This is a genomic window from Flavobacterium sp. HJ-32-4, from assembly GCF_022532105.1.
Classification (GTDB): domain Bacteria; phylum Bacteroidota; class Bacteroidia; order Flavobacteriales; family Flavobacteriaceae; genus Flavobacterium.
Genome location: NZ_CP092832.1, coordinates 2,611,757 through 2,636,939 on the forward strand (window position 1 = coordinate 2,611,757; position 25,183 = coordinate 2,636,939).

General features: G+C 50.0%; 23 protein-coding genes. 11 read left to right on the plus strand and 12 right to left on the minus strand.

Features of this window, described 5'->3' with window-relative positions; all coding sequences use genetic code 11:
* The first annotated feature begins 8 nt into the window (after positions 1–8).
* The 3 genes from MKO97_RS11015 to MKO97_RS11025 all read left to right on the plus strand — a co-directional run bounded on the left by MKO97_RS11015 (position 9) and on the right by MKO97_RS11025 (position 3,489).
* Positions 9–1,259, plus strand: coding sequence for a mechanosensitive ion channel family protein (locus MKO97_RS11015; protein ID WP_241103275.1), 1,251 nt, complete (start codon positions 9–11; stop codon positions 1,257–1,259).
* A 63-nt stretch (positions 1,260–1,322) separates the two neighbouring features.
* Positions 1,323–1,892 carry a hypothetical protein gene (locus MKO97_RS11020; RefSeq protein ID WP_241103276.1) on the plus strand — a complete coding sequence of 190 codons (570 nt, stop codon included), beginning with the start codon at positions 1,323–1,325 and terminating at the stop codon, positions 1,890–1,892.
* Entirely contained in the window at positions 1,795–3,489 is a 1,695-nt protein-coding gene (locus tag MKO97_RS11025) for a M12 family metallo-peptidase (protein WP_241103277.1), read from the plus strand. The genes MKO97_RS11020 and MKO97_RS11025 overlap by 98 nt, the downstream gene beginning before the upstream one ends.
* Positions 3,490–3,541: 52 nt before the next feature.
* Here the strand turns inward: MKO97_RS11025 and MKO97_RS11030 are convergent, their stop codons facing one another.
* Positions 3,542–3,709 (minus strand): hypothetical protein, encoded by a 168-nt coding sequence (locus MKO97_RS11030; protein WP_241103278.1) that lies wholly within the window; start codon positions 3,707–3,709, stop codon positions 3,542–3,544.
* Between the two features lie 340 nt (positions 3,710–4,049).
* On the opposite strand from MKO97_RS11030, the gene fumC reads away from it, so the two are divergent.
* The 4 genes from fumC (at position 4,050) to MKO97_RS11050 (ending at position 8,378) form a co-directional block, all read left to right on the plus strand.
* Entirely contained in the window at positions 4,050–5,447 is a 1,398-nt protein-coding gene (gene fumC / locus MKO97_RS11035) for a class II fumarate hydratase (protein ID WP_241103279.1), read from the plus strand.
* A gap of 382 nt (positions 5,448–5,829) precedes the next feature.
* A complete protein-coding gene (locus tag MKO97_RS11040) occupies positions 5,830–6,459 on the plus strand; it encodes a hypothetical protein (RefSeq protein WP_241103280.1) in 630 nt (209 codons plus the stop codon).
* A 153-nt stretch (positions 6,460–6,612) separates the two neighbouring features.
* Positions 6,613–7,572 (plus strand): DUF4238 domain-containing protein, encoded by a 960-nt coding sequence (locus MKO97_RS11045; RefSeq protein ID WP_241103281.1) that lies wholly within the window; start codon positions 6,613–6,615, stop codon positions 7,570–7,572.
* Positions 7,573–8,147: 575 nt separating this feature from the next.
* Positions 8,148–8,378 carry a hypothetical protein gene (locus MKO97_RS11050; RefSeq protein WP_241103282.1) on the plus strand — a complete coding sequence of 77 codons (231 nt, stop codon included), beginning with the start codon at positions 8,148–8,150 and terminating at the stop codon, positions 8,376–8,378.
* On the opposite strand, the gene MKO97_RS11055 is transcribed toward MKO97_RS11050, so the two are convergent.
* Positions 8,375–9,928 (minus strand): murein L,D-transpeptidase, encoded by a 1,554-nt coding sequence (locus tag MKO97_RS11055; protein ID WP_241103283.1) that lies wholly within the window; start codon positions 9,926–9,928, stop codon positions 8,375–8,377. The genes MKO97_RS11050 and MKO97_RS11055 overlap by 4 nt on opposite strands.
* Positions 9,929–10,055: 127 nt before the next feature.
* On the opposite strand from MKO97_RS11055, the gene MKO97_RS11060 reads away from it, so the two are divergent.
* Positions 10,056–10,856, plus strand: coding sequence for a hypothetical protein (locus MKO97_RS11060; protein WP_241103284.1), 801 nt, complete (start codon positions 10,056–10,058; stop codon positions 10,854–10,856).
* A gap of 77 nt (positions 10,857–10,933) precedes the next feature.
* Positions 10,934–11,425, plus strand: a complete 492-nt coding sequence (locus MKO97_RS11065; protein WP_241103285.1) for a hypothetical protein — start codon at positions 10,934–10,936, stop codon at positions 11,423–11,425.
* Positions 11,426–11,455: 30 nt separating this feature from the next.
* Here MKO97_RS11065 and MKO97_RS11070 read toward each other — a convergent pair whose 3' ends face one another.
* The 10 genes from MKO97_RS11070 to MKO97_RS11115 form a co-directional block, all read right to left on the minus strand.
* Positions 11,456–11,881: a protease complex subunit PrcB family protein gene (locus tag MKO97_RS11070; protein WP_241103286.1), complete on the minus strand. Its 426-nt coding sequence runs from the start codon at positions 11,879–11,881 to the stop codon at positions 11,456–11,458.
* Complete coding sequence (gene bshA / locus MKO97_RS11075) at positions 11,878–13,014, minus strand: N-acetyl-alpha-D-glucosaminyl L-malate synthase BshA (protein WP_241103287.1); 1,137 nt, start codon at positions 13,012–13,014, stop codon at positions 11,878–11,880. The genes MKO97_RS11070 and bshA overlap by 4 nt, the downstream gene beginning before the upstream one ends.
* 57 nt (positions 13,015–13,071) lie before the next feature.
* Complete coding sequence (locus MKO97_RS11080; protein WP_241103288.1) at positions 13,072–16,074, minus strand: glycoside hydrolase family 3 N-terminal domain-containing protein; 3,003 nt, start codon at positions 16,072–16,074, stop codon at positions 13,072–13,074.
* Position 16,075: 1 nt separating this feature from the next.
* Positions 16,076–16,558 carry an ABC transporter ATPase gene (locus MKO97_RS11085; RefSeq protein WP_241103289.1) on the minus strand — a complete coding sequence of 161 codons (483 nt, stop codon included), beginning with the start codon at positions 16,556–16,558 and terminating at the stop codon, positions 16,076–16,078.
* Between the two features lie 2 nt (positions 16,559–16,560).
* A complete protein-coding gene (locus MKO97_RS11090) occupies positions 16,561–17,205 on the minus strand; it encodes a hypothetical protein (RefSeq protein WP_241103290.1) in 645 nt (214 codons plus the stop codon).
* Positions 17,206–17,207: 2 nt separating this feature from the next.
* On the minus strand, positions 17,208–17,999 hold the full coding sequence (locus tag MKO97_RS11095) for a (Fe-S)-binding protein (protein ID WP_241103291.1): 792 nt from the start codon (positions 17,997–17,999) through the stop codon (positions 17,208–17,210).
* Positions 18,000–18,038: 39 nt separating this feature from the next.
* The gene (locus MKO97_RS11100; RefSeq protein WP_241103292.1) at positions 18,039–18,485 is read right to left on the minus strand and encodes a phosphoheptose isomerase; all 447 of its coding nucleotides are present in this window, start codon (positions 18,483–18,485) and stop codon (positions 18,039–18,041) included.
* 66 nt (positions 18,486–18,551) lie between these two features.
* Positions 18,552–19,880: a (Fe-S)-binding protein gene (locus MKO97_RS11105; protein WP_241105521.1), complete on the minus strand. Its 1,329-nt coding sequence runs from the start codon at positions 19,878–19,880 to the stop codon at positions 18,552–18,554.
* On the minus strand, positions 19,880–20,860 hold the full coding sequence (locus MKO97_RS11110; protein WP_241103293.1) for an MlaD family protein: 981 nt from the start codon (positions 20,858–20,860) through the stop codon (positions 19,880–19,882). Before MKO97_RS11110 ends, MKO97_RS11105 begins: the two co-directional genes overlap by 1 nt.
* A gap of 35 nt (positions 20,861–20,895) precedes the next feature.
* Positions 20,896–22,026, minus strand: a complete 1,131-nt coding sequence (locus MKO97_RS11115) for an N-acetylmuramoyl-L-alanine amidase (protein WP_241103294.1) — start codon at positions 22,024–22,026, stop codon at positions 20,896–20,898.
* Positions 22,027–22,159: 133 nt separating this feature from the next.
* Here MKO97_RS11115 and MKO97_RS11120 point away from each other — a divergent pair, with 133 nt between their 5' ends.
* Both MKO97_RS11120 and MKO97_RS11125 read left to right on the plus strand, forming a co-directional pair.
* Positions 22,160–24,775 (plus strand): putative LPS assembly protein LptD, encoded by a 2,616-nt coding sequence (locus MKO97_RS11120; RefSeq protein ID WP_371820400.1) that lies wholly within the window; start codon positions 22,160–22,162, stop codon positions 24,773–24,775.
* Positions 24,729–25,160 carry a RidA family protein gene (locus MKO97_RS11125; protein WP_241103296.1) on the plus strand — a complete coding sequence of 144 codons (432 nt, stop codon included), beginning with the start codon at positions 24,729–24,731 and terminating at the stop codon, positions 25,158–25,160. Before MKO97_RS11120 ends, MKO97_RS11125 begins: the two co-directional genes overlap by 47 nt.
* Positions 25,161–25,183 lie beyond the last annotated feature (23 nt).

A 25,183-nucleotide genomic window follows, 5' to 3' on the forward strand; every position in this document is an offset into this window, starting at 1 on the left:
CCTGTGGGATGCATCAATACGCAACGCGTTTTTTCGGATTTGCCTACAAGCAGCTCGTACATTGGGGCGTCAACGACACCCTGGCGTCGTATGTGGCGGTGGCCTTTAATATCGTGGTACTGGGGTTCCTCTCCTACTGGATCTTCCGGATCTTCCGGTATACACTCGTACGCGCCCTGGTCATAGTAGCCCGCTACTCCTCTACCCGTTTCGACGACCTGTTGGTTTCGAATAAAACCGCCAAATACGTCGCCCATCTGATTCCGCTTCTGTTCATCTACAAGATGATGCCCATCATCCTGGCGCGCTTTGACTATTGGGAAAATCTTTTTGGGAAGCTTGTCAGCATCTACATCATACTGCTCGTACTCTGGATTACCCGCACGATTTTCAATGCCCTACGCGACTACCTGAAGTTTAAACCGGCCTACGCCGACAAGCCGATCGACAGCTACATACAAGTAGTGATGATCGTACTATGGACATTTGGTGTCACCGCCATCATCGTGCTGCTTTTCGGTATTTCCCTCAATGTGTTCTTTGGGATGATTGGGGCAATTTCGGCGATTATCCTTTTGATCTTCAGGGATACGATATTGGGATTTGTGGCCAGTATACAGGTGTCGGTGAACGATATGGTGCGCATCGGCGACTGGATCACCATGGATAAATTCGGGGCCGATGGCGACGTCATCGAAATCAACCTCGCCACCGTCAAGGTCCGGAACTTCGACAATACCACCACGACCATCCCGACCTACAGCCTTATTTCGGATTCCTTCCGCAACTGGCGCGGCATGCAGTCGTCGGCCGGGCGCCGCATCAAACGGCACATTCTCCTGAAAGCCGGAAGCATCCGGTTTTTGTCTGATGCCGAAATCGACAACCTCCGGAAAATCCAGCTGATTGCGCCCTACATCGACCAGCGACAGGCCGACATCCGGAAATACAATACGTCCCACCAAATCGATAAATCGCTGTTGATCAACGGTCGAAACATGACGAATTTCGGTTTGTTCCGGAAGTATATTACACAATACCTGAACCAATACCCCGGACTCAACCGCGATATGCACCTCATGTGCCGCCAGTTGCAGCCGACGCCCAACGGTATTCCACTCGAGATCTACTGCTTTTCCAGCGATAAGCGTTGGGAGAGTTATGAATATATCATGGCCGATATCTTTGACCACATCTATGCGTCGGTTGGGTATTTCGGCCTTGAATTGTATGAAGTCGCGACGCAACGTGTCGACTGAGTTTCCATCTACTGTCGTGCCTGCATGTCAGTATTTTAGTATTTTTGACCCAAACTACCTGCTATGAAGAAGTTTCTACTCGTGTTAGTGCTATTTTCAGCCTCCCTCCAGGCGCAACACGGAAATGTGGCCCGAACCCTGGCCAAACGGTTGGCAAATGCCACTCCTTTTGAACTGGCGCCCCTGCAACGGAACACAGCCCCGTCTGATACCCGTTACCAGAAAGCAGTGAGTGGTGCGACGATTGCCACCCTCAACGCGTCTTCGATGGCGACGCTTTTCGCGACCCGGCCGGACGTACTTCGATTGTCGGTACCGTATGGTGATGAGAATCTGTCTGTCCTGATGTACAAAGTCGAGGTCACGACTTCCGATTTTGAAGTGAAGACCGATAAAGGCGCCCTCGTCACACCCGAGGCGGGTATCTTTTACCGCGGTATTTTGGAAAACCATCCGGAGTCGCTTGCAGCCTTCAGTTTTTTCCGGACGGGCTTCAGCGGTATCGTCTCCGATCCGTCCATCCAAAAACGTCAATGTGGTAAAACTCCGGACGCCCGGAAATACAAGCGACTATATTGTCTATTCCGATGCAAAACTCAACGTTCCCAATTCCTTCCAATGCCATACGTCTGACAAAGGTGCCGTTCCGGCTACACCTTCCGCCCAACGCGGGGTAACCACCGAGCGCTGCGCCACCCTGTATTTTGAGATCGACCACGACCTCTACCTGGCCAACAACTCGGATACCGACGAAACCACCAATTGGATGCTGGCGCTCTACAACAACGTCCAAACCATCTACAACAACGACGAAATCAATACCGTCATTAAATCGCTGTATATCTGGACCGAACAAGATCCGTATTTCGGTTCGGCATCCGTCGATTACCTCTACCAGTTCCATGCCCTTCGCCCGGTCTTTAACGGCGATCTCGGACAACTGGTCGGCATCGATGACGGCGGACTCGGGGGCGTGGCGGCAACCATAAACGGACTCTGCTCCGACCAGAACTTCAGCTACTCCGACCTGTTCTTCGAATTTGAAACCGTACCGACTTTTTCCTGGAGTGTGATGGTCGTCACGCACGAATTTGGCCATTTGCTGGGCTCACCCCATACCCATGCCTGTTTTTGGAACGGCGATGGCACCATGATCGATGGCTGTGGTCCGACCGCGAATCTAAATTTTGCCGAAGGCGATTGCCCTATCGCCGCTGTTCCGTCCGACCAGGTAGGTGGCACCATAATGAGCTACTGTCACCTGCTCAGCGCCGGCGTGAACCTGGCAAACGGCTTCGGCCCGCAACCGGCTGCACAAATCCAGCAAAGTATGAACAATTCGACCTGTCTCAGCACGGATTGTATCAATACGTGTATCTCGCTCGTACACGACGTGAAAGCCTCAACTATCACCGACGACGCCGTAACCATCTCATGGGACGATGAGAACTCGGTTGGCGCGTACGAAGTGGGTTTGGCATTATATCCGTTTACCGACTACACCTGGACTACCGTCGACAATGCGACCACTACGACTTTCTCCGGACTGTTGGCGAATACCTATTATAAAGTATTGATCCGCCCCATTTGCGGTGACCTCACCTCGTTGGCGCGGGGCACGATCTTCGCGACCAACACCGACTATTGCACCGGTACACTCTTCCTTGATTCAGGAGGCGCCGGTGGTTTCTATACGGATATGGAAGACTGGGTACGTGTCGTCAAACCGGCCGATCCGGGTGCGAAAATCAAGGTGACGTTCGCCATGATCGACATTGAATACGGATACGATTTCCTTTTCATCCACGACGGCGACAGCACCAATGCGCCGCTGCTCACCCCGCTGGGCATCACAGGTGGCGACATCGAAGCTGGTCCTTTCGAATCGACTGATGTCACAGGTGCGCTGACCTTCCATTTCACATCCGACCAATACATCACGGCCGACGGATGGAACGCACAGATTACCTGTACGAATCTCAGCACCGGACAAAACGACCTGATTGATTTCACCTATAATCCGAACCCAACAAACGGACGCGTATTCCTGCATGCCTCACGTGCCTTCCGTTCCATTCGGGTATACGGCATCGACGGACGCCGCCTGCTCGAGCGCACTACAAATGGCACCGACGAACAGGTCGACCTTTCGGGCTTTGCCTCAGGTACCTACGTCTTCCAGGTGGATCTTGACGGGAAACCGACCAGCTTCCGGATCGTCAAGCAATAACATAAAAAAAGGGACACCGGCCGGTGTCCCTTTTTTCTTTCTAAGTACCTGATTAGGCCTCTTCTTTCTTCTGTGCCCTGCGCTCGCGGAGCAATTCCATCGTACCGCCATATACCCAATACGGGATGATGAACGTAATCAGGAAAATCATCAGCCAAAAGCCGATGGTCAGGACAGTCAGGAAGGCAAGAAAGCCCAGGTATTGTTGAAATTCAAACATAGCTGCAGCAATTAATTGTTGAATTACGGCAAAGGTAGCCGAATATTCCATCTCCCTACTAAATTCAGGCGGAATTTTTTAAAAAAGGTGATTAATCCGTACTTTTGGACGGCTTTTAAGGGCAGCATTTCCGGCTTTCCGCTGCAACTCCGCGTCCCGGCCCCGTTTTTTGCATCGCCTTCGCTGGGCTTCCTCCGGTCGCCCCGCTCCAGCGGCAAAAAATCAGGCCCGTGCCTTGCGGGGTTTCCGCTCCAATCCGGGCTGCAACCGAGAACAAACGAACCACAATTTCTGACCACTAACTACTGACTACTGACCACTAACTCCTAACTCCTTCTATATGAACTATCGTATCGAAAAAGACACCATGGGCGAAGTGCGTGTCCCCGCTGACAAATACTGGGGCGCACAAACCGAACGCTCCCGCAACAACTTCAAAATCGGAACTCCCGGCTCGATGCCACGCGAAATCATCGACGGTTTTGCCTACCTGAAAAAGGCCGCCGCCTACGCCAACCACGACCTGGGTGTGCTATCCGTCGAAAAACGCGATGCGATCGCCGCCGTCTGCGACGAAATCCTGGCCGGAAAACTATACGACGAATTCCCGCTGGTCATCTGGCAAACGGGTTCGGGTACCCAAAGCAACATGAATGTCAATGAGGTCATCGCAAACCGCGCACAGGTGTTGGCCGGCGGCAAAATCGGTGAAGGCGACCCCGTTCTCAAAGCGAACGACGACGTCAACAAGTCGCAGTCGTCCAACGATACCTTCCCTACAGGGATGCACATCGCCGCTTATAAAGCCGCTGTAGAAGTGACGCTGCCAGGCGTACAGAAACTGCGCGACACACTGCACGCCAAGGCAGAAGAATTCAAAAACGTCGTCAAGATCGGCCGCACCCACCTGATGGATGCCACGCCGCTTACCCTCGGCCAGGAACTGTCGGGTTATGTCGCCCAGCTCGACTACGGCATGAAGGCGCTTCGCAACACACTCGATCACCTTTCCGAGGTTGCCCTGGGCGGAACCGCTGTCGGCACCGGACTCAACACACCAGCCGGCTACGATGTGAAAGTAGCTTCCTATATTGCGCAATTTACCGGACATCAGTTCCGCACGGCTCCTAATAAATTTGAGGCGCTGGCCTCCCACGATGCGATCGTGGAAGCCCACGGTGCACTAAAACAATTGGCGGTGTCGCTGAATAAAATCGCCAACGACATCCGCATGCTGGCCTCAGGTCCGCGTTCGGGTATCGGTGAAATCCTCATTCCGGAAAACGAACCGGGTTCTTCCATCATGCCGGGTAAAGTAAACCCAACACAGTGTGAAGCCTTGACCATGGTGGCCGCGCAGGTCATCGGAAACGATATGGCCATTGCCGTTGGTGGCATGCAGGGGCATTACGAACTGAACGTGTTCAAGCCGGTAATGGCCGCTAACTTCCTGCAATCAGCACGACTGATCGGCGACGCCTGCGTATCGTTTGACGAGCATTGCGCGCAGGGCATCGAGCCGAACTACAAGCGTATCAAAGAACTTGTCGATAATTCCCTCATGCTGGTCACGGCGTTGAACACCAAAATCGGTTACTATAAAGCCGCTGAGATTGCGCAGACCGCCCATAAGAACGGCACGACACTCAAAGAAGAAGCGGTGCGCCTTGGCTATGTGTCGCCTGAAGATTTCGACGCATGGGTCAAGCCAGAAGATATGGTGGGAAGTTTGAAATAATCCTGACCGTTTCCATACAAAAGCCTGCGAGAAAAATCGCGGGCTTTTTTTGTTTGGATGGAGGACGCGCGTACTGACGCGGTTGTCAGTAGTCAGTAGGCAGTGCGGTGTACGATGTAAGATAATAGCAACAAACTGCGGGGCGAAAGGCATCTTTTCCGAATAAATTTGTACTTTCGAACGGTTGCAGGGGGTTAGTGAGTTACTTTGGACATGGCGCAATGAGATAAATAACGCGATCGGCGGTATGTTGATAGGGCTTTGGTCGGGGTGGCGACGATGTTATTATGCAAACTTCGTTTATCCAGAGAATGTAGGAGGAATAAGCTAATATCTGTTCAACCTATACACTAGTTAGCTGCGATTTATAACCACACAAACTATGGAAGAAACCGTTCACTTGATATTTACTTATCCTGAAAGTTACCCAGAGGAAATTATCAATAATGATATTTCTGAAATAAAAGAAAATGAATTAAAAGTTCATATAACAAAGCAAGGGAATGCCATGTACAATGCACTAGAATGGATTGTACCAACATTCTTAGCTACATATATTTTAAAACCATATTTTGAAGCATTCTTGCAAGAAGCAGGTAAAGATCATTATCAACTTGTAAAAAGCGCTTGTAAAAAAATGCTCGCCAGAGGAAAATCAACTCAAGCACATTTGATCGCTGCAGAAGAATCTACACAAAAACTATCAGGAAAATACAATGAATCACTTGCCGTGTCAATTCTATTTCAAACTGCTGCTAATCGACAAATAAAAATGTTATTTAATAATAGCTTAAGTTTAAAAGAATGGGAAAACGCAGTGGACGAATTTTCAGAAATAATGTTGGAGCATTATCGAAACTTTCCAAATGATATACTTTCAAATGAAATAAAAGATTTGTCTCAGAAACCTTATTATTCCATTTACGTCAAAATAAATCCGGAAACAAAAAAGTTAGAATTCCATGATGATAACACATTAATTTCAGAAGTAAAAAATTTAAACCGCAGCTAACAGCCGCCACGCGATCATTGCTGGTTTGTCTTTCGCCAGAAGCATGGTTTTTACGTAGAACTTTTTAGCTTAGTGGAGAAAACTCGGCTCGTTTTTCCGCAATGTCGCGTGGCGGCAAACCGTTAGTGGCAAGCTCTCAAAAATGTACTTGAAATGAATCCGAAAAAGTTCTCTAAAAGACATCATTATTTGCCTGTTTTCTATCTCAAGGGTTTTTCAGACACAAACCAAAACATTTTTGTATACGATAAAATAAGAGATGAAATAATTGGAAAACAAGATCCAAAAAGTCAATTTTATAAAAACCATCTAAATAACTTTCGTATTAACGGTGAAATTGTATTCTCATTCGAAGAGTCAATATTCACGCCCAAAGACACAAGTATTGCTCCATTATTTTCAAGGTTCCGTTCAACTTTGAACTATCAATTTACTGCGTATGAAAAGTTCGAGTTGTTACATTTTCTTTCTCAACTTTATTGGCGCTCACCCGACACAAACGAAAAGTTTGTAGAATTAATAAAAAAAGAAGGGTTTAACAATAGTTCGTTTGGCTTGCGAAGTAAAGATGGAAATAAACTCACCGATGAAGACATTCCTGAATTTTTAAAAAAGCTTTTAAGCGACTCTGAACTTCAAAAAATGTTTAAGCATTTGATACCGGTGTCAAATGCAAGTTTAGATGAACTTGAAAAGCTCGTAAGAAAGTGGAAAGTTTTTGACTTATCGACTACTGATGCTACTTTTATTACTGGTGATAGGCCATTTGTTATAAACAATACTGACGTCAGATTAAATAACGTTTTTGACGAAATGATTTTTCCTTTGAGCCGAAATAAGGTTCTGATTTTATCCGAAAAATCTCCAGATTTTTTCGATTCAATTGCTTTGATGAATATCAACTTAACTATTGTTACGCAGTCTCAAAGATTTATTGCTTCACATAACTTAGACTATCTCCAATATGTCATTGACGAATTTAAACGATTTCAAAGTCTGAATCTTTTAGATGATTTGTTGAAAGGAACCTTCGGAATAATGTATCATCAATCTAAGTTTAATGACTATGAGGAATATCTGAAGTATTATAATGAACTTAAATCAAATCATTGAGCCTGCCACTAACAGCGGGCACTCGCAATTTGTTGGTTAGTCCAAACTTCAAGTTTCCGTTTTCTTATTACCTTTAGTCGCAGCGGAGAAACTCGGTTCCATAACCCGCTCCACGACATCTTCTACGAAGCACTACGCTGCGCAAACGTCTCTGACTTTGCGCCATCTCCCCTACTGCCCTACCGTTCCCTGCAAACAAAAAAGGCTGTTCCCACATTGGGGACAGCCTTTTTTTTCCGGTGAAATAGCTGCCATTTAACAGCAACCGTAAAGGGGTTTCTATCGGAGACGTCGAATTCCCAGAAGGCGGAGCAACACAGGAATATTGGTTTCGCGGAGGATGAATTCTTTTAGTAGCATTTGATGTTGTATTATGGTTCAAAAGTACCTCCGCCACTCGTTCTGGTCTAAAAAAAACGGTGAAGCAAATCAAAGATGCGGTGAACGGTATAGGGCTGCGTCGTTCATCCGTTTTTCGTGCAACTCGCCGAATGCGATTTTTTTTAGTTTTCCTAAGGGCGTCTTAAATCGGGGGCATTCCAGCGTGCGATTTCGTAACTTAGAAAGAAAAAGTCATGAAAAAGACCCCGAATCAAGCGTCCAAAACGCCCGCCGACACCTCCTCCACCCATCGCGACGAGGAACTGACAAATGAAAAGATCGTACATGAGGCTTCGGAAGATGCCATCGAAACGCACGAAGACGACAGGCGCCGTCACCAGTCGTTCGGTAACCGTAAGTATGAGTCCTTCAGCAACCATTCCTCTGCCGACGACCAGCCCACGACCGACACCGGTACGCCTTAATTGGCGTCATACAACAGTCCGGCCAGCCGTTGGTCGCGGTCGTACACATCCGGAAAAAAGGCGACACGACCCTCGGCATCGGCCCAGGCCGTAAAGTACGCGATGTAGACCGGAATCTTGCGTTTCAGCGTATATACCGTCTCTTTCCCCGCATGCATGGCCCGATCCACCCGTTCCGACGTCCATTTCGGATCATCCTTCAATAACGTAATAGCCAATTCCCGCGCTTTTTCCACCCGGACGCATCCATGGCTTAGCGCACGCACATCGCGTCCGAAGAGGCTCTTGGCGGGCGTATCGTGCAGGTAGATATTATTGGTATTGGGAAACATAAACTTCACGAGTCCGAGTGAATTGTTGTCACCGGGCTTTTGCCGCACATTCGGGCCGTTCCATTCCATGTTGTGCTTTTCGAGATAATCCGGGTCTTTTGCAATCCCCGGCTTGATTTCGTTTTCGAGGATACTGGTCGGGACGTTCCAATACGGACTAAAAACGAGGTAACTGATTTTACCGCTGAATACTACCGTCTTGTTCATTTCTTTCCCCACGACCACTTTTGACCAAAAAACCGGCTTTCCATCCCGGAAATACGCCATCCGAAAAGACGGTATGTTGACACCGATGACTTCTTTGGCATCCAGTATATCCGGTGACAACCAACGACATCGCTCCATGTTCACCGTCAGGGTTCGGATACGGTCTTCCACCGGCACACTCCACTCCGACAATAACGCCGGGGTAATCAGTCCTTCCGCATCGCGTGCCTGTCGTTGGTTATATTGCTGTATCGCTTCTTCCAACTCCCTATCAAAAGTGGTACTGCCCGAATCGTTCGTAAGATCGCCCGACAACGCCAACCGCTTCCGAACTGCCGCAATAAGCGGATCTGTTTCCCCTGGCTTCAGCACCTTCTTCCCGGTCGGCATCTCCAACACCGGCCAACCTCCTTTATCACGGATATCGCGATAGCGCTTCAACGCTTTCCGAAGATTGTAGTATTGGCCGAGTTGTTCCGATGCATCCTTCCTGATAAGGTCGGGCTCTTTCATCAGTTTGTCAAGATAGTCGACATACGACGTCTTGTCGCGTGGCAGGTACCAGCCCGTTTCCTTGCTATGTGTCGGGTCGAGTCCTTCGTAGACTTTGGCCGTATAGAAGAAATACAGGGAGGTGATCAACAGCTCATTTTCAGCCGTTGGCTTTGACTTGCGCGAATCGTTGTCAAAGAGGGCTTCATACTCAGAGGCATACGGTATCGGAGCCGCCACACCCTCTTCATCCATTTGGGTGGCGGCGTTATAAAGCACTTCGGCAAAATCGATACGCCCGGCCTTGTCGTACCAGATACAATGCGACTCGTGTCGCGCGTACAACTGTCCGATTTCCTTTCTGTAGGTAGCGAACTTGGGATGCTTCGCAAAAAATCCGTCAAAAGAAGTGGTGTCAAGAGTGACCGTACGCGTTTCTTTGTGCACCTCGGCCGGCTCCTTGCGTTTGCAGGACGTTGCGACGGTACACACAGCCAGTAGCAAAAACAAATATTTCATATGGTAGGTTTTTCTGTATAAAATTACTGCCGTCGCCCGGCCGTGCGTTACACAAAAGTAAGATAAGCTTACACGAAGGTTCCTGATTTCTGTCACTTTACTATCTTAGCACTCACAACCTTTTTATATGAAAACATCCTTCTCCCTTTTGTGTGCGTTCGCGCTTGTATTCTGTGCCTGTTCGCCTGACGACGACAGCAGCAATAACAACGGTTCGTCGGTGTATCTTCCCTTAACCGATGCCAATTACTGGACGTATGATGTCACCGGAAGCCTGGAAGGCACTACGGGTCGCGATTCGTTATATGTCGCCAACGATACCATCATCAACGCCCAGACCTATAAAAAGATGAAAAGCCGCAGTCCACGGTTTGGGTTTTTCTCCGGACTTTTCCACCAGGCGGCTGTTCGCAAGTCGGGATCAAAGTTGGTAGCAACAGGCACCAACAATTTCTCCTTTGCAGGGCAAGTACCTATTGGCTTTACACTCTCGGATTTCGTGATTTTTGACGCCGATGCGAGTCAAAACACCACTCTCGACAGTGACTCAGGCACAACGACACAAACCTTCGACAACATTCCGCTTACGATCAACTACACGATCACGTCGAAGGCCGGAGCGCACTACCCGTCCTGGACAGCATCGGATGGTACCGTTTACCAGGATGTCACGACCAGCACGTATGTGGTATCCATGAAAGTTACGGCTACGTTTGAGGGAGTACCCTTCCCCATCACCGTGGCCGATACGCAGGATGTGCTAAACTCCACCCTCTATTACGCGGCAGGAGTCGGTGTCGTAACCGCTAACACAGCGATCCAATACCAGCTTCAGGATTTCTCTGCATTGGGCGTTTCGCTTCCGATCCCTCAAAGTAGCTCACAGTCAATGCTAGAGGTCCTCGACACCTTTCAGGTTGCGAACTGATGCTGTTAAATTTGGCATAACATTGTATGATATGGCGGGCAGTATGGGTAACTTCAAAATACTAAAACAACAATAGTATGAAAAAGCTCCTTTCAACTGCCCTACTGGCACTGGGTTTTGCACTTGCGGCAAATGCACAGGAAATTCCTAAAAACGCGCTCGGACTCCGTCTGGGCGATAACGATGGCTTTGGCGGCGAACTGTCGTACCAACGCCACTTAAGCGGCAACAACCGCCTGGAACTCGATTTGGGATGGCGCGACAATGACGACTATGAGGCGTTTAAATTAGTGGGGCTCTACCACTGGATCTGGAACATCGAAGGCGGCTTCAACTGGTATGCCGGCGTAGGTGGTGGTATTGGTAGCTATAGCTACGACGTGCCGCCCGGAGCCGATGACCGCGACGGATCGTTCGCACTGGTAGCGGGCGATATCGGTATCGAATATCTCTTCGACATCCCGCTGCAACTCTCATTGGACCTTCGTCCGGAATTGTACTTCGGCGATGGGTACCGGGACAACGATTTCGGGCCCGACATCGCACTGGGCGTCCGGTTCACGTTCTAATAACGAAAGGCATCCTGAGGGGTGCCTTTTTTATTGGATGATAATTTCTTTTTTGGAATTGATTCGGATGAGTGCGTACGGTGCCGTGATCACCTGCGCCACAACAGCATCGGGCGCGGGTTCTTTCTTTTCAACCGTGATAATGACGGCCCGGTCTGTTTCCTCGACACTCTTTACCCCGATGGCGTAACCGGCACTTGGCTTCTCGCCCATATTCAACAGCACAAAATTACTCGTCTGGATGTCGTTTGCCTTTACCTTTCCCTTCAATTCAGGGTCGGTAAGGATCATCGTGAATTCACGGGGTTCGGTGATGGTTTCGTAGAATTCGAATTTTCCGCCGTCGACGGTATTTTGAAGCAGGACTTCATACAACGGGCGTTTTTCGACAACGGATTTCGAAGTGCCACACGCGGTGGCAATCAATAGGAATGCGTAAAGTAGTGTTTTCTTCATACCGGGTTCGTGGCCAATGCCTGTTCATACAGAACTTCATACATTGGCAAAATATTGTGTATGTCAAATTTTCGGGCTACTGAAAGGGCACCGTCACGGAAGCGTCGCAAACTGGTTTCATTCTCGAGGATCATCAGGGCCTTCTGGGCCAGTTCGTCGATTGCGCCCACCGGAGCGGTATATCCGGAGATCCCGTCGAAATTGACTTCCGTAAGTCCGCCCGCATTGGTGGAAATGACGGGAACGCCCCACGCCATCGCCTCCAGGGCTGCCAAACCGAAACTCTCGGTCTGTGACGGCAGCAGGAAGAGGTCACTGTTGCTGAGGATCCGATCGATTTCATGGCTGTTGCCAAAGAAGATGACTTTATCTTCCAATCCGAGCTTTTGGCAGAGCTTCTCGGCCTTCGCGCGTTCGGGGCCATCCCCTACCATCATGAGTCGGGCGGGCATTTGGTTTTGGATGCGGTAAAATATCTTGATGACATCGGCGATGCGCTTCACCTTCCGGAAGTTACTCACGTGGGTGACGATGCGTTCCTGTTCCGCGGCCAGAAGCTCACGGCAGCACGGCATGGCCGGATCGACCTGGGCTTTGTTAAGCTCAATGAAATTGGGAATGACATGGATGTCTTTACGGATGTCGAAATACCGATACGTATCGTCTTTCAACGAAGCGGAGACGGCAGTTACAATATCCGACTTGTTGATACTGAAACTCACGGCAGGTTTATAACCCGGATGATTCCCCACCAGCGTAATATCGGTTCCGTGCAAGGTCGTCACCATGGGGATATGAATGCCTTCTTCGGCCAACATTTGTTTGGCGATGTAACCGGCGTAGGCATGCGGGATGGCGTAATGCACGTGCAGCAATTCGATACCGTGCAGTTTTACCATGTCGACTAACTTACTCGAAAGCGCCAACTCGTAGGGTTGGTAATGGAAAAGCGGATATTCGGGTACCGAGACTTCGTGGTAGTGGACGTTCCGCGCCAATTGCGACAGGCGCACGGGTTGGCTATAGGTGATAAAATGGATTTCGTGTCCGCGGTTGGCGAGTTCCAGCCCCAATTCGGTGGCGACAACCCCACTTCCGCCGAAAGTCGGGTAGCAGACGATGGCAATTTTCATACTACGAAAGTACGCAAAAGCGGGCAGAAATCGTCGGGTAACGACGGGGCAAATCGCTTACGGACGGACCACCGCATCCTGGATGATCTTCTGGATGCGCTCCCGTACATTGTCTTTTGACAGCTTGTTGGGCGCGTTCGAATCGGGAAAGGTTCGGTTGGATAAAAAGACGTAGAGCAGCCCGCTTTCGGGGTCGGCCCAGGTCATGGTGCCGGTGAAACCCGTATGCCCGAAGGAGGAAGGCGATACGCAATTGCAGGTCGGGCCAGCCGTTCCAGGTAGTTGTGGTTTGTCAAATCCCCAACCCCGACGGTTTCCTTCTGCACAGAAATGGCAGGTGTTGAACGCATCGAATGTGGCGGCCGAGAAGAATCGTGTCCCTCCGTAATGGCCCTTCCACAAATACATCTGCATGATTTTCGCCACATCCATGGCATTCGAGAAGAGTCCGGCATGACCCGCTACCCCACCCTGCATGGCGGCGGCCATATCGTGCACATACCCTTGTATGCGTTGGTGACGGAAATAGGTATCGTCTTCCGTAGGGGCTATTACGGTTTTAGGGAAATGCGACAGCGGATTATACCCCGTACTGTTCGCGCCTAAATGGGAATACAGACGGTCTTTCACCAGCACGTCGATTGGTTTTCCCATCGCACGTTCGACATATTCTTTGAGAATGATGAAGGTGAAATCGCTGTATTTGTATTCTCTCTTACCTGACAATTTGCTTGCTATAATTTGCTGTAAGATGTTCTGGTTGTAGTCGTTGCGGATGTACAGGCTATCTGCCACCTGTCGTGTGAACCCATCTTCCGGCACCTTGCGGTAGTAGGCATCGTCGGGAAAACCGGATGCGTTGAGTGTGGATTTGTAAAATGGTATCCAGGCCTCCAGTCCGGCATAATGCGACAACAGGTCGGTGAAGGAAATCGCGGCCTTGTCGGTATGGCGGAAAAGGGGCAGCATGTCACCCAGCGTGGTAGTCGCCTGTATATTCCCTTTGTCGTACTCCTGCATGACCAAGGGTAAGGTAGCGAGGATTTTTGTCATCGACGCCACATCGTATACATCCGTCAATTGGATTTTGCATTCGGGCTCATACGTTTGGTAGCCGAACGCCTTATGATACACGACTTTTCCGTTTCGCGCCACCAGGATCTGCATGCCGGGCGCGGCTTTGGTATCAATGGCTTTTTGCGCTTCTGTATCGATCTGGGCCAGGGTGGCGGTGCGCATCCCAACGTTTTCCGGCGCGGTGAACCCGAGTCGGTCGGTCGATTTGGTGTCGATGCCATCCCCTACTTTAAACGTCGTTCCAATCGAGACCGGAAGGCGTCCTTTGGCCCCAACCGCGCCAAATATGATTTCAGCGGACACTTCCTGGGCGATGTCAGCATTTTGGTACGAGACGATCACCGTTTCGATCTCATTGAAGAAATCGACGGGTAGCAGCGCATACGGTTTCACGAACACGTCGAGTATGACGTGGTTCTCACGGGCGATGGCGCGCAGTCGCTGTAATTCGGTTTCTGAAAAGTCGTGCTTTTTCCACGGCTTGTCGGACTTATGATAGCCCACGATCACGCGTGAAAAGGACTTTAATTTTTGGTTGAGGGTGTCGATGTCCGTATGCGACACCTCCTCTACCTGGGCATATTTACGTAGCGTTGACAAAAAGGTGGAGTTGTCATCATCGCCCATCTTCACGTAAGCAATTCGTTCCCGGCTCAGGTCCCCGATAGGCACGGTTTCCGACACATTCCGCACGACGGTAACGGCATTTTCATACAGGCGGTATTGTAGTGCGATATTCTCAGCCGGATTCAACTCATCGGTGAGGTTGGTCAAGGCTACCGGACGGTAATGGTTCAATCCCGCTTTGTATTTGTAATGGAGGATTTTCTTCACCGAGCGCGCCAAACGTTCTTCGGTGATGATACTATCCTGATAGGCGACACATAACTTTTCCAGCGCCACCGGTACGTTCTCCGGAAAGAGCAACATATCGTTGCCGGCAAGGAAGGCATCCAGGTCAACTTCGCCTTTTTTACGGGCGTTGGCTGCGGCTTTCATATTGAGGGCATCCGTAAAGATGAGGCCGTCGAAGCCCATTTCCGTCCGCAATAAACCGGTTACGACCTGGTCAGAAAGTGAAGAAGGGTATCCGGGCCGCGCATCTATACTCGGCACATTCAAGTGGGCGACCATCACAGAGGCGAGTCCTTCGGAGATCAACTTTCGATACGGCACCAACTCCACCTCTTCCAGTCGTGCCTTCGAAGCATTGACCACCGGAAGCGCATAATGGGAATCGGTTTCCGTATCGCCGTGCCCGGGAAAGTGCTTACCCGTAGAGAAAACCCTTTGATTCTGTACGCCTTTCATAAGCGCGAGTGCACTTTCGGTCACATTATGCCGGTCTTCGCCGAACGAGCGGAACCCGATGATCGGGTTTTTCGGATTGGTATTGATATCCAATACAGGCGCAAAGTTGAACTGTACACCCAATCGACGGCTTTCCTTACCCATCTGTGCCCCTACCTCTTCCAGAAGTCGCTTGTCACGGATGGCTCCCAAGGTCATATTAAACGGAAAACGGTAGGTTGAGTCGAGGCGCATGCTTACACCCCATTCGGCGTCAATACCCACAAACAAAGGAATGCGGGCCGCCGCTTGGTAGCGGTTGGTCAGGGCAGCCTGTCGGCCGGGCCCTCCCTGAAAAAAGATGATTCCCCCGATCTTCTGGTCGCGCACGAGACGTTCTACCGAATTGACGTGAGCCGAGTCGCGATTGGAATACGCCGCCACCATGAAGAGTTGGCCGGCTTTCTCCGAGAAATCCATACGGGCATAGATACTATCTACCCAGCGGTCTTCTTTATCGGAATCCTCGAGAAACGGGAATTTGTGTTTTCGTGCCGCTACCGTATCGATCTTCGTATCCGAAGGCTCCGTCACGTGCGCCACCGGCGGGTGCGACGTTTTCTTCGACGCACAGTTCAGTAGAACCAGCGACGAAACCAGTAGTGCAGCGGTAACCAGAAAACGGCGTGACATGTTAGAAGAAACGGCTGTGCCAGCTATCGAACGCGGGTACTTCCCAGGCGTCGCGATACTCGGCCACATTGGTAACGAGGTTGTTGAATACGATGGTATTGCCCGTGACGGCTTTTTCTTTCGCCATGCGACGGAAATCTGTCAGGTTTTTGTGCGAAATGAACTCACCCGTACGGAACGTCACGTTCATTTTATCAAGCAGGTCAACGCCATACTGTTGTTCCAGCGATTGTATGAAAGCTACGGATGCATCAATTGAGCAGCCGGTTGCGGCTTGCACCTCCTGGTTGATGGCCAATACGATAAAACGGTTGTAGCGTATTTCGAATGAGGCCTCCAGTCCGGAACCGTGGGCCGTCCAATTATCGATGAAGGCGCGGAGGGCCGTGTCGATTGCCGCCACTTCTTCGTCGGTGAAGCGCCTGTCGGATTGGTAAATCCAGATCCGGGACTCTTCCGGAAGTTGGTCAAATGGTACAAACATGGTTACAGTTTTCGAAGTCCGGAAATGACCTTATACGTTCGGAAATCCTTAAGTATTGGATCGTAAAATTCAAGTTCTGAATAACTTACTTCTATGTTGTCATTCTTCTTGAGCTGATTGTCCGTAATAAGCGAAACAGCTCCGAAGTCCCAAAGAAACAGGAGGGTATGGCTACGACCTTTCGTGTCTTTTACGAGCAAAGAAACGAATTGACCTTTCTGTAATTCAACTACTTTGCAGGTCATCGTAGGATCCGGTTCTTCTGTTTCTGTGCCGTCTTCAACCGCGCCGCTTCCGTCATCAGACGATATCGAACCGTTTTCGTCCTTTATGTTCATTCCAACAGCCAACAGGACATCCGGACATAACGATGCCATTTCTACGGCGATTGTCATTCCAAACTTCTTCGCTTCCTTGCTGTCATCGAAGTTAACATTGAGTTCCTGCTGTTGTTTCTCGTTGAGTTTTCCATAGGCCAGGATGAAACACTGACCAAACTTCCGCTCGAGGTCTTGCCTGTCTGTCTTGGTAAGGTCCGTCTTTTCGGCATTGATGCAATCACACACGGATTGCGTCAGTTGCTTTTTGGCGGATTGTGCTGTCACGGAAGCGGCAACGAGCAATAGGAAAATGACACTCTTTTTCATGCTTAGATATCCTGAGCGTTAGCAATCATTTCGGCGATATCCAGTACTCTGATTTCGCCTTCTTTCTCTTTGTTCTTCACGCCATCGGTCAGCATGGTATTACAGAACGGACAACCCGCAGCGATGATGTCGGGTGCCGTTTCAAGCGCGTCTTCCGTACGTTCAATATTGACTTCCTTGCGTCCGGGTTCGGCATCCTTGAACATTTGGGCACCGCCGGCACCACAGCAAAGACCATTGGCACGCGAGCGTTTCATTTCCACCAATTCCACATCGAGTTTCCGCAACAATTCGCGCGGTGCTTCGTAAATGTTATTGGCGCGTCCGAGATAGCACGGGTCGTGGAACGTAATCCGTTTTCCCTTGAACTGGCCGCCTTCTACCGCCAACTTGCCCTCATCGAGCAGGCTCTTCAGGAAGGTGGTATGGTGAACGACCTCGTAGGTACCGCCGAGTCCGGGATATTCGTTTTTCAACGTATTGAAGCAATGCGGACACGCGGTCACGATTTTCTTCACTTCGTATGCATTGAGCAATTCGATGTTCATCATGGCCTGCATCTGGAACAGGAATTCGTTTCCTGCCCTTTTCGCGGGATCGCCGGTGCAGCTTTCCTCCGTTCCCAACACAGCAAACGAAATACCCGCACGGTCCAACAATCGCGCGAAGGCCTTCGTGATCCGTTTGGCCCGGTCATCGAAACTTCCCGAACATCCTACCCAAAAAAGTACTTCCGGTTGTTTGCCTTCCGCCATCATCTCGGCCATGGTCGGCACTTTCAGTAGTTCTGACATACTATACATTTTCGGTAGCGCTCACTGCCACCGGTTACATTATTCGTGTTTTCCGTCGTCGAAGACCTGAATGGTCACTTCTTTTTCGATCAACTCGGTGAACTTACCGCGGTAACGCGTCGCCTTCACCAGGTGGTTGTCAATCCAGTGGTAATTTCCTCCACGTGGTTTCCCGAACAGGATACCATGGTATTTGAAGCCGTGTTGCTTCAGCCAGATCTCGGTATACTCGCGATGGGCTTCCGTGCGCGACGTAAAGAAAAAGATCACGTGGCCTTCGTCGTACCAGCGGTTCAGCGTTTCGAGTGCATCGGGATACACCGCCGCTGTCAGCATCCGCTCGGGTTCTTCATTCGGTATATCGTCGCAAATCGTTCCGTCGATATCGATCAGATAGTTCTTAATTCCCTCGGGCAGGATCGGGCTGATTCGATGTCCGTTTTCCGTCGTTTCCTGCAAGTTCTTCTCAATGTCTTCTGCTTTCATTTTCGTTTGGTTTCTAATTTGTCAGATTAAAAACCCCCTTAACCTCACCTATAAGAGAATTTTCGTCTAATTTTCGTTTCGCCAGTTTGCGCGGTCCATTTGGCTATATTGCCATGGCGCGGCATTGTTTTCCACATTCGTCATCATCGCATTCAGTGACATCGGGGCGGCACTCTGCTCCATTACGAGATACCGTCGCATGTCCATGATGATCGAAAGTGGACTGATGTTCACCGGACATTCCTCTACGCAGGCATTGCAGGTCGTGCAGGCCCAGAGTTCTTCCGGCGTAATATAATCGTTCAGCAACGTTTTACCGTCGGGCACGAAGGTGCCGTTATTTTTGTCGATGTTCCGTCCTACTTCCTCCAAACGGTCGCGGGTATCCATCATGATCTTACGCGGCGACAGTTTCTTGCCGGTGATGTTGGCCGGACAGGAAGACGTACAACGTCCGCATTCCGTACAGGTATACGCGTTGAGCAATTGCACCCAATTCAGATCATGCACGTCGCTCGCCCCGAACTTCTCCGGCACGGCATTCGCATCGGGCGCCGGCGCGGCAAATGGATCGGCAGTGGGATCGAGCATCAGTTTCACCTCTTTGGTAACGGAATCGAGGTTGTTGAATTTACCCAGTTCGTCGAGGTTGGCAAAGTACGTATTCGGAAACGCCAGTAGGATGTGGAGGTGCTTGGAAAAATAGAGGTAATTCAGGAATACCAAAATACCGGCGATGTGCAACCACCAGGCCGCCCGCTCGAAGAGCGCTACCGTTCCGTCGGCCATTCCGTTGAATAAAGGTGCGATAAATTGGCTGATCGGATACGACCCTACTTCCGCATAATGGGTGTAGCCAATCTGTTGCAGATGGTAATCGGCGGCGTTCATCACCAGGAAAAGGGTCATCAGCACCACTTCAAACAAGAGGATGTAATTCGCGTCGTTCTTTGGCCATCCGTCAAGGTCGGAATGGATGAAGCGCTTGAGGCGGATGACATTGCGTCGTGCCAGGAAGATAAACACCGTCACCAACACGGCAAAGGCCAATATTTCAAACGATCCGATCAGGAAGGAATACAACCCACCCATAAACGATAGGATGCGGTGCGTGCCGAAAATACCGTCGATGACAATCTCGAGTACTTCAATATTGATGATGACGAAACCCGCATACACAATAATATGCAGGAATCCGGCGATGGGCCGCTTGACCATTTTGGACTGCCCCAGTGCCACGCGTGCCATATTCGCCCAACGCTCAGAAGGCCGGTCACTTCGGTCGACGGGTCGCCCCAACCGGATGTTCCGCATCAGCTTTCGGACGTTCAGCGTAAAATAACCTGCGCCCAATGCAAGCAGTACTACAAAGAAAAGGTTGTCTATATAGTCCATCATTTCTTAGAAGGATAAACGGTGATCGTATCGTTGGCTGTCGGCGCTTTATACGGCTTGTTTTTCTTCCCGAACAGCGAAACATTGATGTAGCGCGTCGGGTTCAGCCTCAAATCCTGCAGCAACAGTTCCAGTTCTTTCGAAGTCTTGGAAAGATTCTTATACAAGGCGTCGTCTTTCAACAACTTCCCTGCCGTTCCCTGCCCGGCTTCGAGTCCTGACATAATCGTATTGACTTTTACCAATGCCTGTTCGAGCGACTTGGCCGTACGCCCAAACTCGATTTTTGCCAATGAATCGGATACCACGGCGAAATTACCCGACACCTTATCAAGGTTGGTCATGGTGCGGTCAATCTTGGATTTGTTATCCGACAACGTCTTATTAAGGGTAACGGAAGCGCCCCTGAATTCCGCCAGCGTACTGTCGAGGTTGGCGATGCTGTTGCGCAGGTTGGCTTTCGTCTTGTCGTCAAGGATGTTATTGAGGTTCGTCAGCAACTTATCTGCCGACACCACCATTTGCCCTACGCGATCGGCGAGCGGTTGCAGCTTGGCGCTGAAATCATCGAGCAAACCCGGGATTTCCTGTCCTTTGATGGTATCGCCTGAAACGGCTTCCTGTGAATCGGCGGTGTTCAGAACGATCTGTATCTGCTTCCCTCCGATGGGACTCGGCGCATACAACTTGGCGATACTCGATTTAGAGATGAAAAACTCCTCGTTATCGATCTGCATTTCCACTATGATGGGACGTCCGAATTTGTTTTTGGGATGTACACTGTTGACCTTGCCGATTGGAAGTCCGTTGATGGTCACGGGTGATGAAACGCCAAGACCGTCGACATTATCAAACTCTACATACAGCACCTTGGTACTGCCCAATAAGTTGCGTCCCTCTAAAAAACGATAGCCCCATACGAAAAACAACAGGGCTGCGATAACGAAAAGTGACGTCTTTATTTCTTTGGATATTTTCAAAATGTGGTGTTTTGGGGTGACCGATCAGGGCGAGGTCACGGGTATTGTATTTTTTTTCCATCGCGGTATGCGACGATGAAGGCACTGGTGTAGCCTTTTGCCTTGGCGTCGGCCAGGTTCTTTTTGGCGGTATCGTAGTCGGACGTTTCTCCGTACATATATTTATACAGTGTTCCACCATCGTTGGTGACGGAAATCGGGCTCAGGCCTTTGAAATTGCTGGGTACGGTTTCCAGTTTGCGACCGCTGGCAGATATCTGCACTTTGAATACCACGCCCTTCTTCACATCGGCTGGCGTGTCGTTTTTCTGTACGACCGGCTCCGCAGGTTTCTCGTCGGCCGCGGTTTTCACGACCGGTTCTGCAATTTTCTCGGATGGTTTGTCGTCGGCCGGTGGCACCGATCCGTCGCCGTAATATTCCTTTTTATAACTGATGATGGCGTTGGCAATGGCACGTGCGAGGTTCGTCTGGCCTTCCTCTGAATCAAGGTACGCTCCTTCCGTAGGGTTGGATATGAATCCCATCTCAATCAAAACCCGTGGCATAAAGGTCTGGTTCAAAACCAAATACGGTGCTTGTTTTACACCTCTGCTTTTACGTCCGACCTCGTCGATGAAACGATTTTGGATCTTTGCCGCCAGGGCGATGCTGTTCTCCAGGTATTGTTCCTGAATGATGATCGCTCCCATATCATTGAGATCGAAGCCCTGGTAGGTTTCCTTATAATCCTTCTCCATTTCGATTACCTCGTTCTCCTTTTTCGCCACTGAAAGGTTCGAAGCCAATTTCGTCATACCCATTACGTACGTTTCCGTACCAAAGGCCGCTGCATTGGGATTGGCGTTGCAGTGCAGCGAAACAAATATGTGGGAATTGGAACGGTTGGCGATACGTGAACGCTCGATGAGTTCGATGAAAACATCGGATTTACGCGTGTAGACGACTTCGAAGCCCGGTGTCGACTCCAGTATCTTCCCCACTTTCAGTACGACGTTGAGCGACACGTTCTTCTCCACGTGCCCGTTATAGGAGGCACCCCAGTCCTTTCCGCCGTGTCCGGCGTCTAACGTTACCTTGAACTTCCCGTTCTGCCCGAAAAGAAGCGTCGGGAAAACGAATGCAAAGAACACTAAAAATGCGTTGTTTCTGTATGCAGAAGCCATGTAGTCAGCTAAAAGTTAATTTTAATAAAATCCGTCTCCTTTGATAGTGAAATGTGCTTATTTTGGTGAAAAATACGTAGTTTTGACACCTCCCGGAGCGGGCCTCATCTGTACAAAAGTAGCATTAAAACCTTTGCGGACAAACTTATTTCATATCGTTTTATCAGCAACGTTCTTAACACTTTGTCTGACAAAATCATATGCCCAGAACCCCACCTCACCCCTCGCTCCTGACTCGACGAAAGTCACGTTGAAGCCCAAGGATACGAGCCAGGTTTTTCTGGAAGGCATCGCCAGGCGGAAAGCCGTCGGGTATGAGCGGATGAACCAGAAAAAGAAGCTCCTCACACTGTATGACAAGGCGGAACTCTATTACCTTGATATGGAACTCAAGGCGGGGATCATCGTCATGGACTATGAAAAGAACGAGGTATATGCCGGGCGGATCAAGGATTCAACGGGAAAACTGACCCAACGTCCGTATTTCAAGCAGGGCGGTAATATCATCGAACCCGACTCCATCAAATTCAATACCAAGACCAAAAAAGCGATCATCTGGAATTCGCAGACGAAACAATCGGATGTGATGATCCTCGCCTACCGTACCAAACGGGAAAACGACTCGCTTTATTTCATGGACCGTGCGCGTTTCACGACGTCCGATAACCCCGATGACCCCGAATATTGGTTCCAGGCGACGCGCGCCAAGATGGTGCCAAAAGGAAAAGTGGTAGTCGGTCCTACCAATATGTATATTTACGGCGTCCCGACACCGATCGGCGTCCCGTTTGCGTTTTTCCCCGTCACCAATAAAGCACAATCCGGTATCATCATCCCGACGCCGGGCGATACGCAGCGACGCGGGTACTTCCTCCAGAACGGCGGTTACTACTTTGCCCTTAGCGATCATTACGACCTTACTACTCTGGTCGATTACTACACGAATGGGAGTTATGCACTACGAGCCGAGACGAATTATGCCTGGCGCTATCGTTTCCGCGGTAACCTGAACCTTCGGTATGAAAACCAGGTGAACAGCGAGCGGGGTTTTCCGGATTACTCGCGCACCAAGGTCTACAACATCCAATGGACGCACTCGCAGGATGGGAAATCGAACCCGAACTCGCGTTTTTCTGCCTCGGTCAACCTAGGAAGTTCGACCTTCTTCCAAACGTCGCTCAACCAGATCAATGCCGGCGCGCGACTGAACAACACCCTGACCTCGTCGGTATCCTATAACCGTACCTTCACTTCGACGCCCCAGGTAAACATTGCCCTGACGGCCACGCACAGCCAAAACACACAGACCAAATCGATTACGATGACGCTTCCTACCTTCACGGGGAGCGTAGACCGGATTTTCCCGTTTGCTTCTGAAGACGAACCCAAGAAAGGCCTCATCAAAAACATCAACTTCCAGTATAATGTCATCGGGGAAAACCGCATCAACACCACCGATTCGCTGTTTTTCAAACCCGAGATGTTCCGCGACGCCCTGACCGGTTTCAAGCACTCGATTCCGCTTACGACCAATTTTAAGATTGCCAAATACTTCTCGATTCCGTTATCAGTCAACTACACGGAGGTCTGGACGTTCAAAACCTTCGAGAAAGTGTTTGATACGAGCACCAATCGCGTCGTTACCAACGAAGTAAACGGATTTGACTCGTACCGAACCTATAGTTTTTCAACCGGTGTGGGAACAACCATCTACGGAACGTTCAATTTCGGGAAAGACAAGAAAATACAGGCCATCCGCCATATCATCAAGCCGACGATCAGCTATAGCTACCAGCCGAGCTTCAGTAAGTATTACGACACCTATGCTACGGATGCGTCGGGCAACATGCGGACGGAATACAGCCGGTTTGACGGCACGCTTTACGGTGCACCCAGCAAATCGAATTCCAATTTCATCGGCCTGAACATCAACAACACTTTCGAGGCCAAAGTGACCGAGCGCGATTCAACCAAAACAGAACCGCGTAAAGTGATGCTGCTCAACAGTTTCAACATCCAGACGAGTTATGATATCTCGGCGGATTCGTTGCGCCTGGCCCCAATCCGGATAAGCGGTGGTACGACCTTGTTCAAAGACAAGATGAACATCAATTTCGCTACTACACTCGATCCCTATGCCATTGATGCGTCGGGCAACCGTATCGATACGATGAATTCAGCCGTAGGGGGAAGTCTGGTGCGTATGACCAGTTCCAACCTTACCATGAACTATTCGTTCTCAAGCCGTGACCAAACCAATAAGGAAACCGATTCGAACGACCAGTCGCAGCGAAACGGCGGGCGTGACGACGATTTATTTGGTAAGGCAACCGACCTGAGCGACATGCGGCAAAGCCAGTTTGACGATGAACCGGAAGACGATAAAGATAAGGTCGCGGAATTCTTCAAAACCGAGATTCCGTTTGACCTCACTATGGCATACTCGCTGACGTATTCGAATGCGCGACGGGAGAGTAAGATATCGTCGAACTCCCTTATGGCCTCAGGAAACGTCGATTTGGGCAAACGCTGGAAAGTTGGTATCTCGTCGGGTTACGACTTCGTTCAGAAAGGCGTGACGTTTACGCAGTTTCGTTTTGAACGCGACCTCCTTAGCTGGCGAATGGATTTCACCTGGGTGCCCCTCGGTCCTTATAATTCATGGGGCTTTTTCATCGGTATCAAATCCGGGATGTTCAGCGATGTCAAATGGGAAAAACGCCGACCACCTGATAGTGTCGTTCGATAATATGGAAAAACAAATCATCACCACACCAAACGCCCCTGCCCCCATCGGGCCGTATAGCCAGGCTGTAAAAATGGGCAATTTCGTTTTCACCAGCGGGCAAATCGCGCTGGATCCCCATACGATGGAACTACGAACGGGCGATATCGCGACGGAAACCCGGCTCGTGATGGAGAACTTAAAAGCGGTATTGCATGCGGCCGGCACCGACTTTCCAAACGTGGTCAAAACGTCTATTTTCCTGATGGACATGCAGGACTTTACCGCCGTCAACACCGTGTATGGTGAGTACTTCGACGACGCTACGGCACCCGCCCGTGAAACCGTGCAGGTAGCCGGGCTGCCGAAAGGCGTGAACGTCGAGATTTCGATGATTGCGGCCATCTGATTACCTGACAGATAGTTCGGCGG

Bases quoted from the DNA above. Each gene is read 5' to 3' on its own strand.
- MKO97_RS11015 (WP_241103275.1), top strand. From the start codon at position 9: ATGCATCAATACGCAACGCGTTTTTTCGGATTTGCCTACAAGCAGCTC.
- MKO97_RS11020 (WP_241103276.1), top strand. From the start codon at position 1,323: ATGAAGAAGTTTCTACTCGTGTTAGTGCTATTTTCAGCCTCCCTCCAG.
- MKO97_RS11030 (WP_241103278.1), bottom strand. From the start codon at position 3,709: ATGTTTGAATTTCAACAATACCTGGGCTTTCTTGCCTTCCTGACTGTC.
- fumC (WP_241103279.1), top strand. From the start codon at position 4,050: ATGAACTATCGTATCGAAAAAGACACCATGGGCGAAGTGCGTGTCCCC.
- MKO97_RS11040 (WP_241103280.1), top strand. From the start codon at position 5,830: ATGGAAGAAACCGTTCACTTGATATTTACTTATCCTGAAAGTTACCCA.
- MKO97_RS11045 (WP_241103281.1), top strand. From the start codon at position 6,613: ATGAATCCGAAAAAGTTCTCTAAAAGACATCATTATTTGCCTGTTTTC.
- MKO97_RS11050 (WP_241103282.1), top strand. From the start codon at position 8,148: ATGAAAAAGACCCCGAATCAAGCGTCCAAAACGCCCGCCGACACCTCC.
- MKO97_RS11055 (WP_241103283.1), bottom strand. From the start codon at position 9,928: ATGAAATATTTGTTTTTGCTACTGGCTGTGTGTACCGTCGCAACGTCC.
- MKO97_RS11060 (WP_241103284.1), top strand. From the start codon at position 10,056: ATGAAAACATCCTTCTCCCTTTTGTGTGCGTTCGCGCTTGTATTCTGT.
- MKO97_RS11065 (WP_241103285.1), top strand. From the start codon at position 10,934: ATGAAAAAGCTCCTTTCAACTGCCCTACTGGCACTGGGTTTTGCACTT.
- MKO97_RS11070 (WP_241103286.1), bottom strand. From the start codon at position 11,881: ATGAAGAAAACACTACTTTACGCATTCCTATTGATTGCCACCGCGTGT.
- bshA (WP_241103287.1), bottom strand. From the start codon at position 13,014: ATGAAAATTGCCATCGTCTGCTACCCGACTTTCGGCGGAAGTGGGGTT.
- MKO97_RS11080 (WP_241103288.1), bottom strand. From the start codon at position 16,074: ATGTCACGCCGTTTTCTGGTTACCGCTGCACTACTGGTTTCGTCGCTG.
- MKO97_RS11085 (WP_241103289.1), bottom strand. From the start codon at position 16,558: ATGTTTGTACCATTTGACCAACTTCCGGAAGAGTCCCGGATCTGGATT.
- MKO97_RS11090 (WP_241103290.1), bottom strand. From the start codon at position 17,205: ATGAAAAAGAGTGTCATTTTCCTATTGCTCGTTGCCGCTTCCGTGACA.
- MKO97_RS11095 (WP_241103291.1), bottom strand. From the start codon at position 17,999: ATGTCAGAACTACTGAAAGTGCCGACCATGGCCGAGATGATGGCGGAA.
- MKO97_RS11100 (WP_241103292.1), bottom strand. From the start codon at position 18,485: ATGAAAGCAGAAGACATTGAGAAGAACTTGCAGGAAACGACGGAAAAC.
- MKO97_RS11105 (WP_241105521.1), bottom strand. From the start codon at position 19,880: ATGGACTATATAGACAACCTTTTCTTTGTAGTACTGCTTGCATTGGGC.
- MKO97_RS11115 (WP_241103294.1), bottom strand. From the start codon at position 22,026: ATGGCTTCTGCATACAGAAACAACGCATTTTTAGTGTTCTTTGCATTC.
- MKO97_RS11125 (WP_241103296.1), top strand. From the start codon at position 24,729: ATGTCAAATGGGAAAAACGCCGACCACCTGATAGTGTCGTTCGATAAT.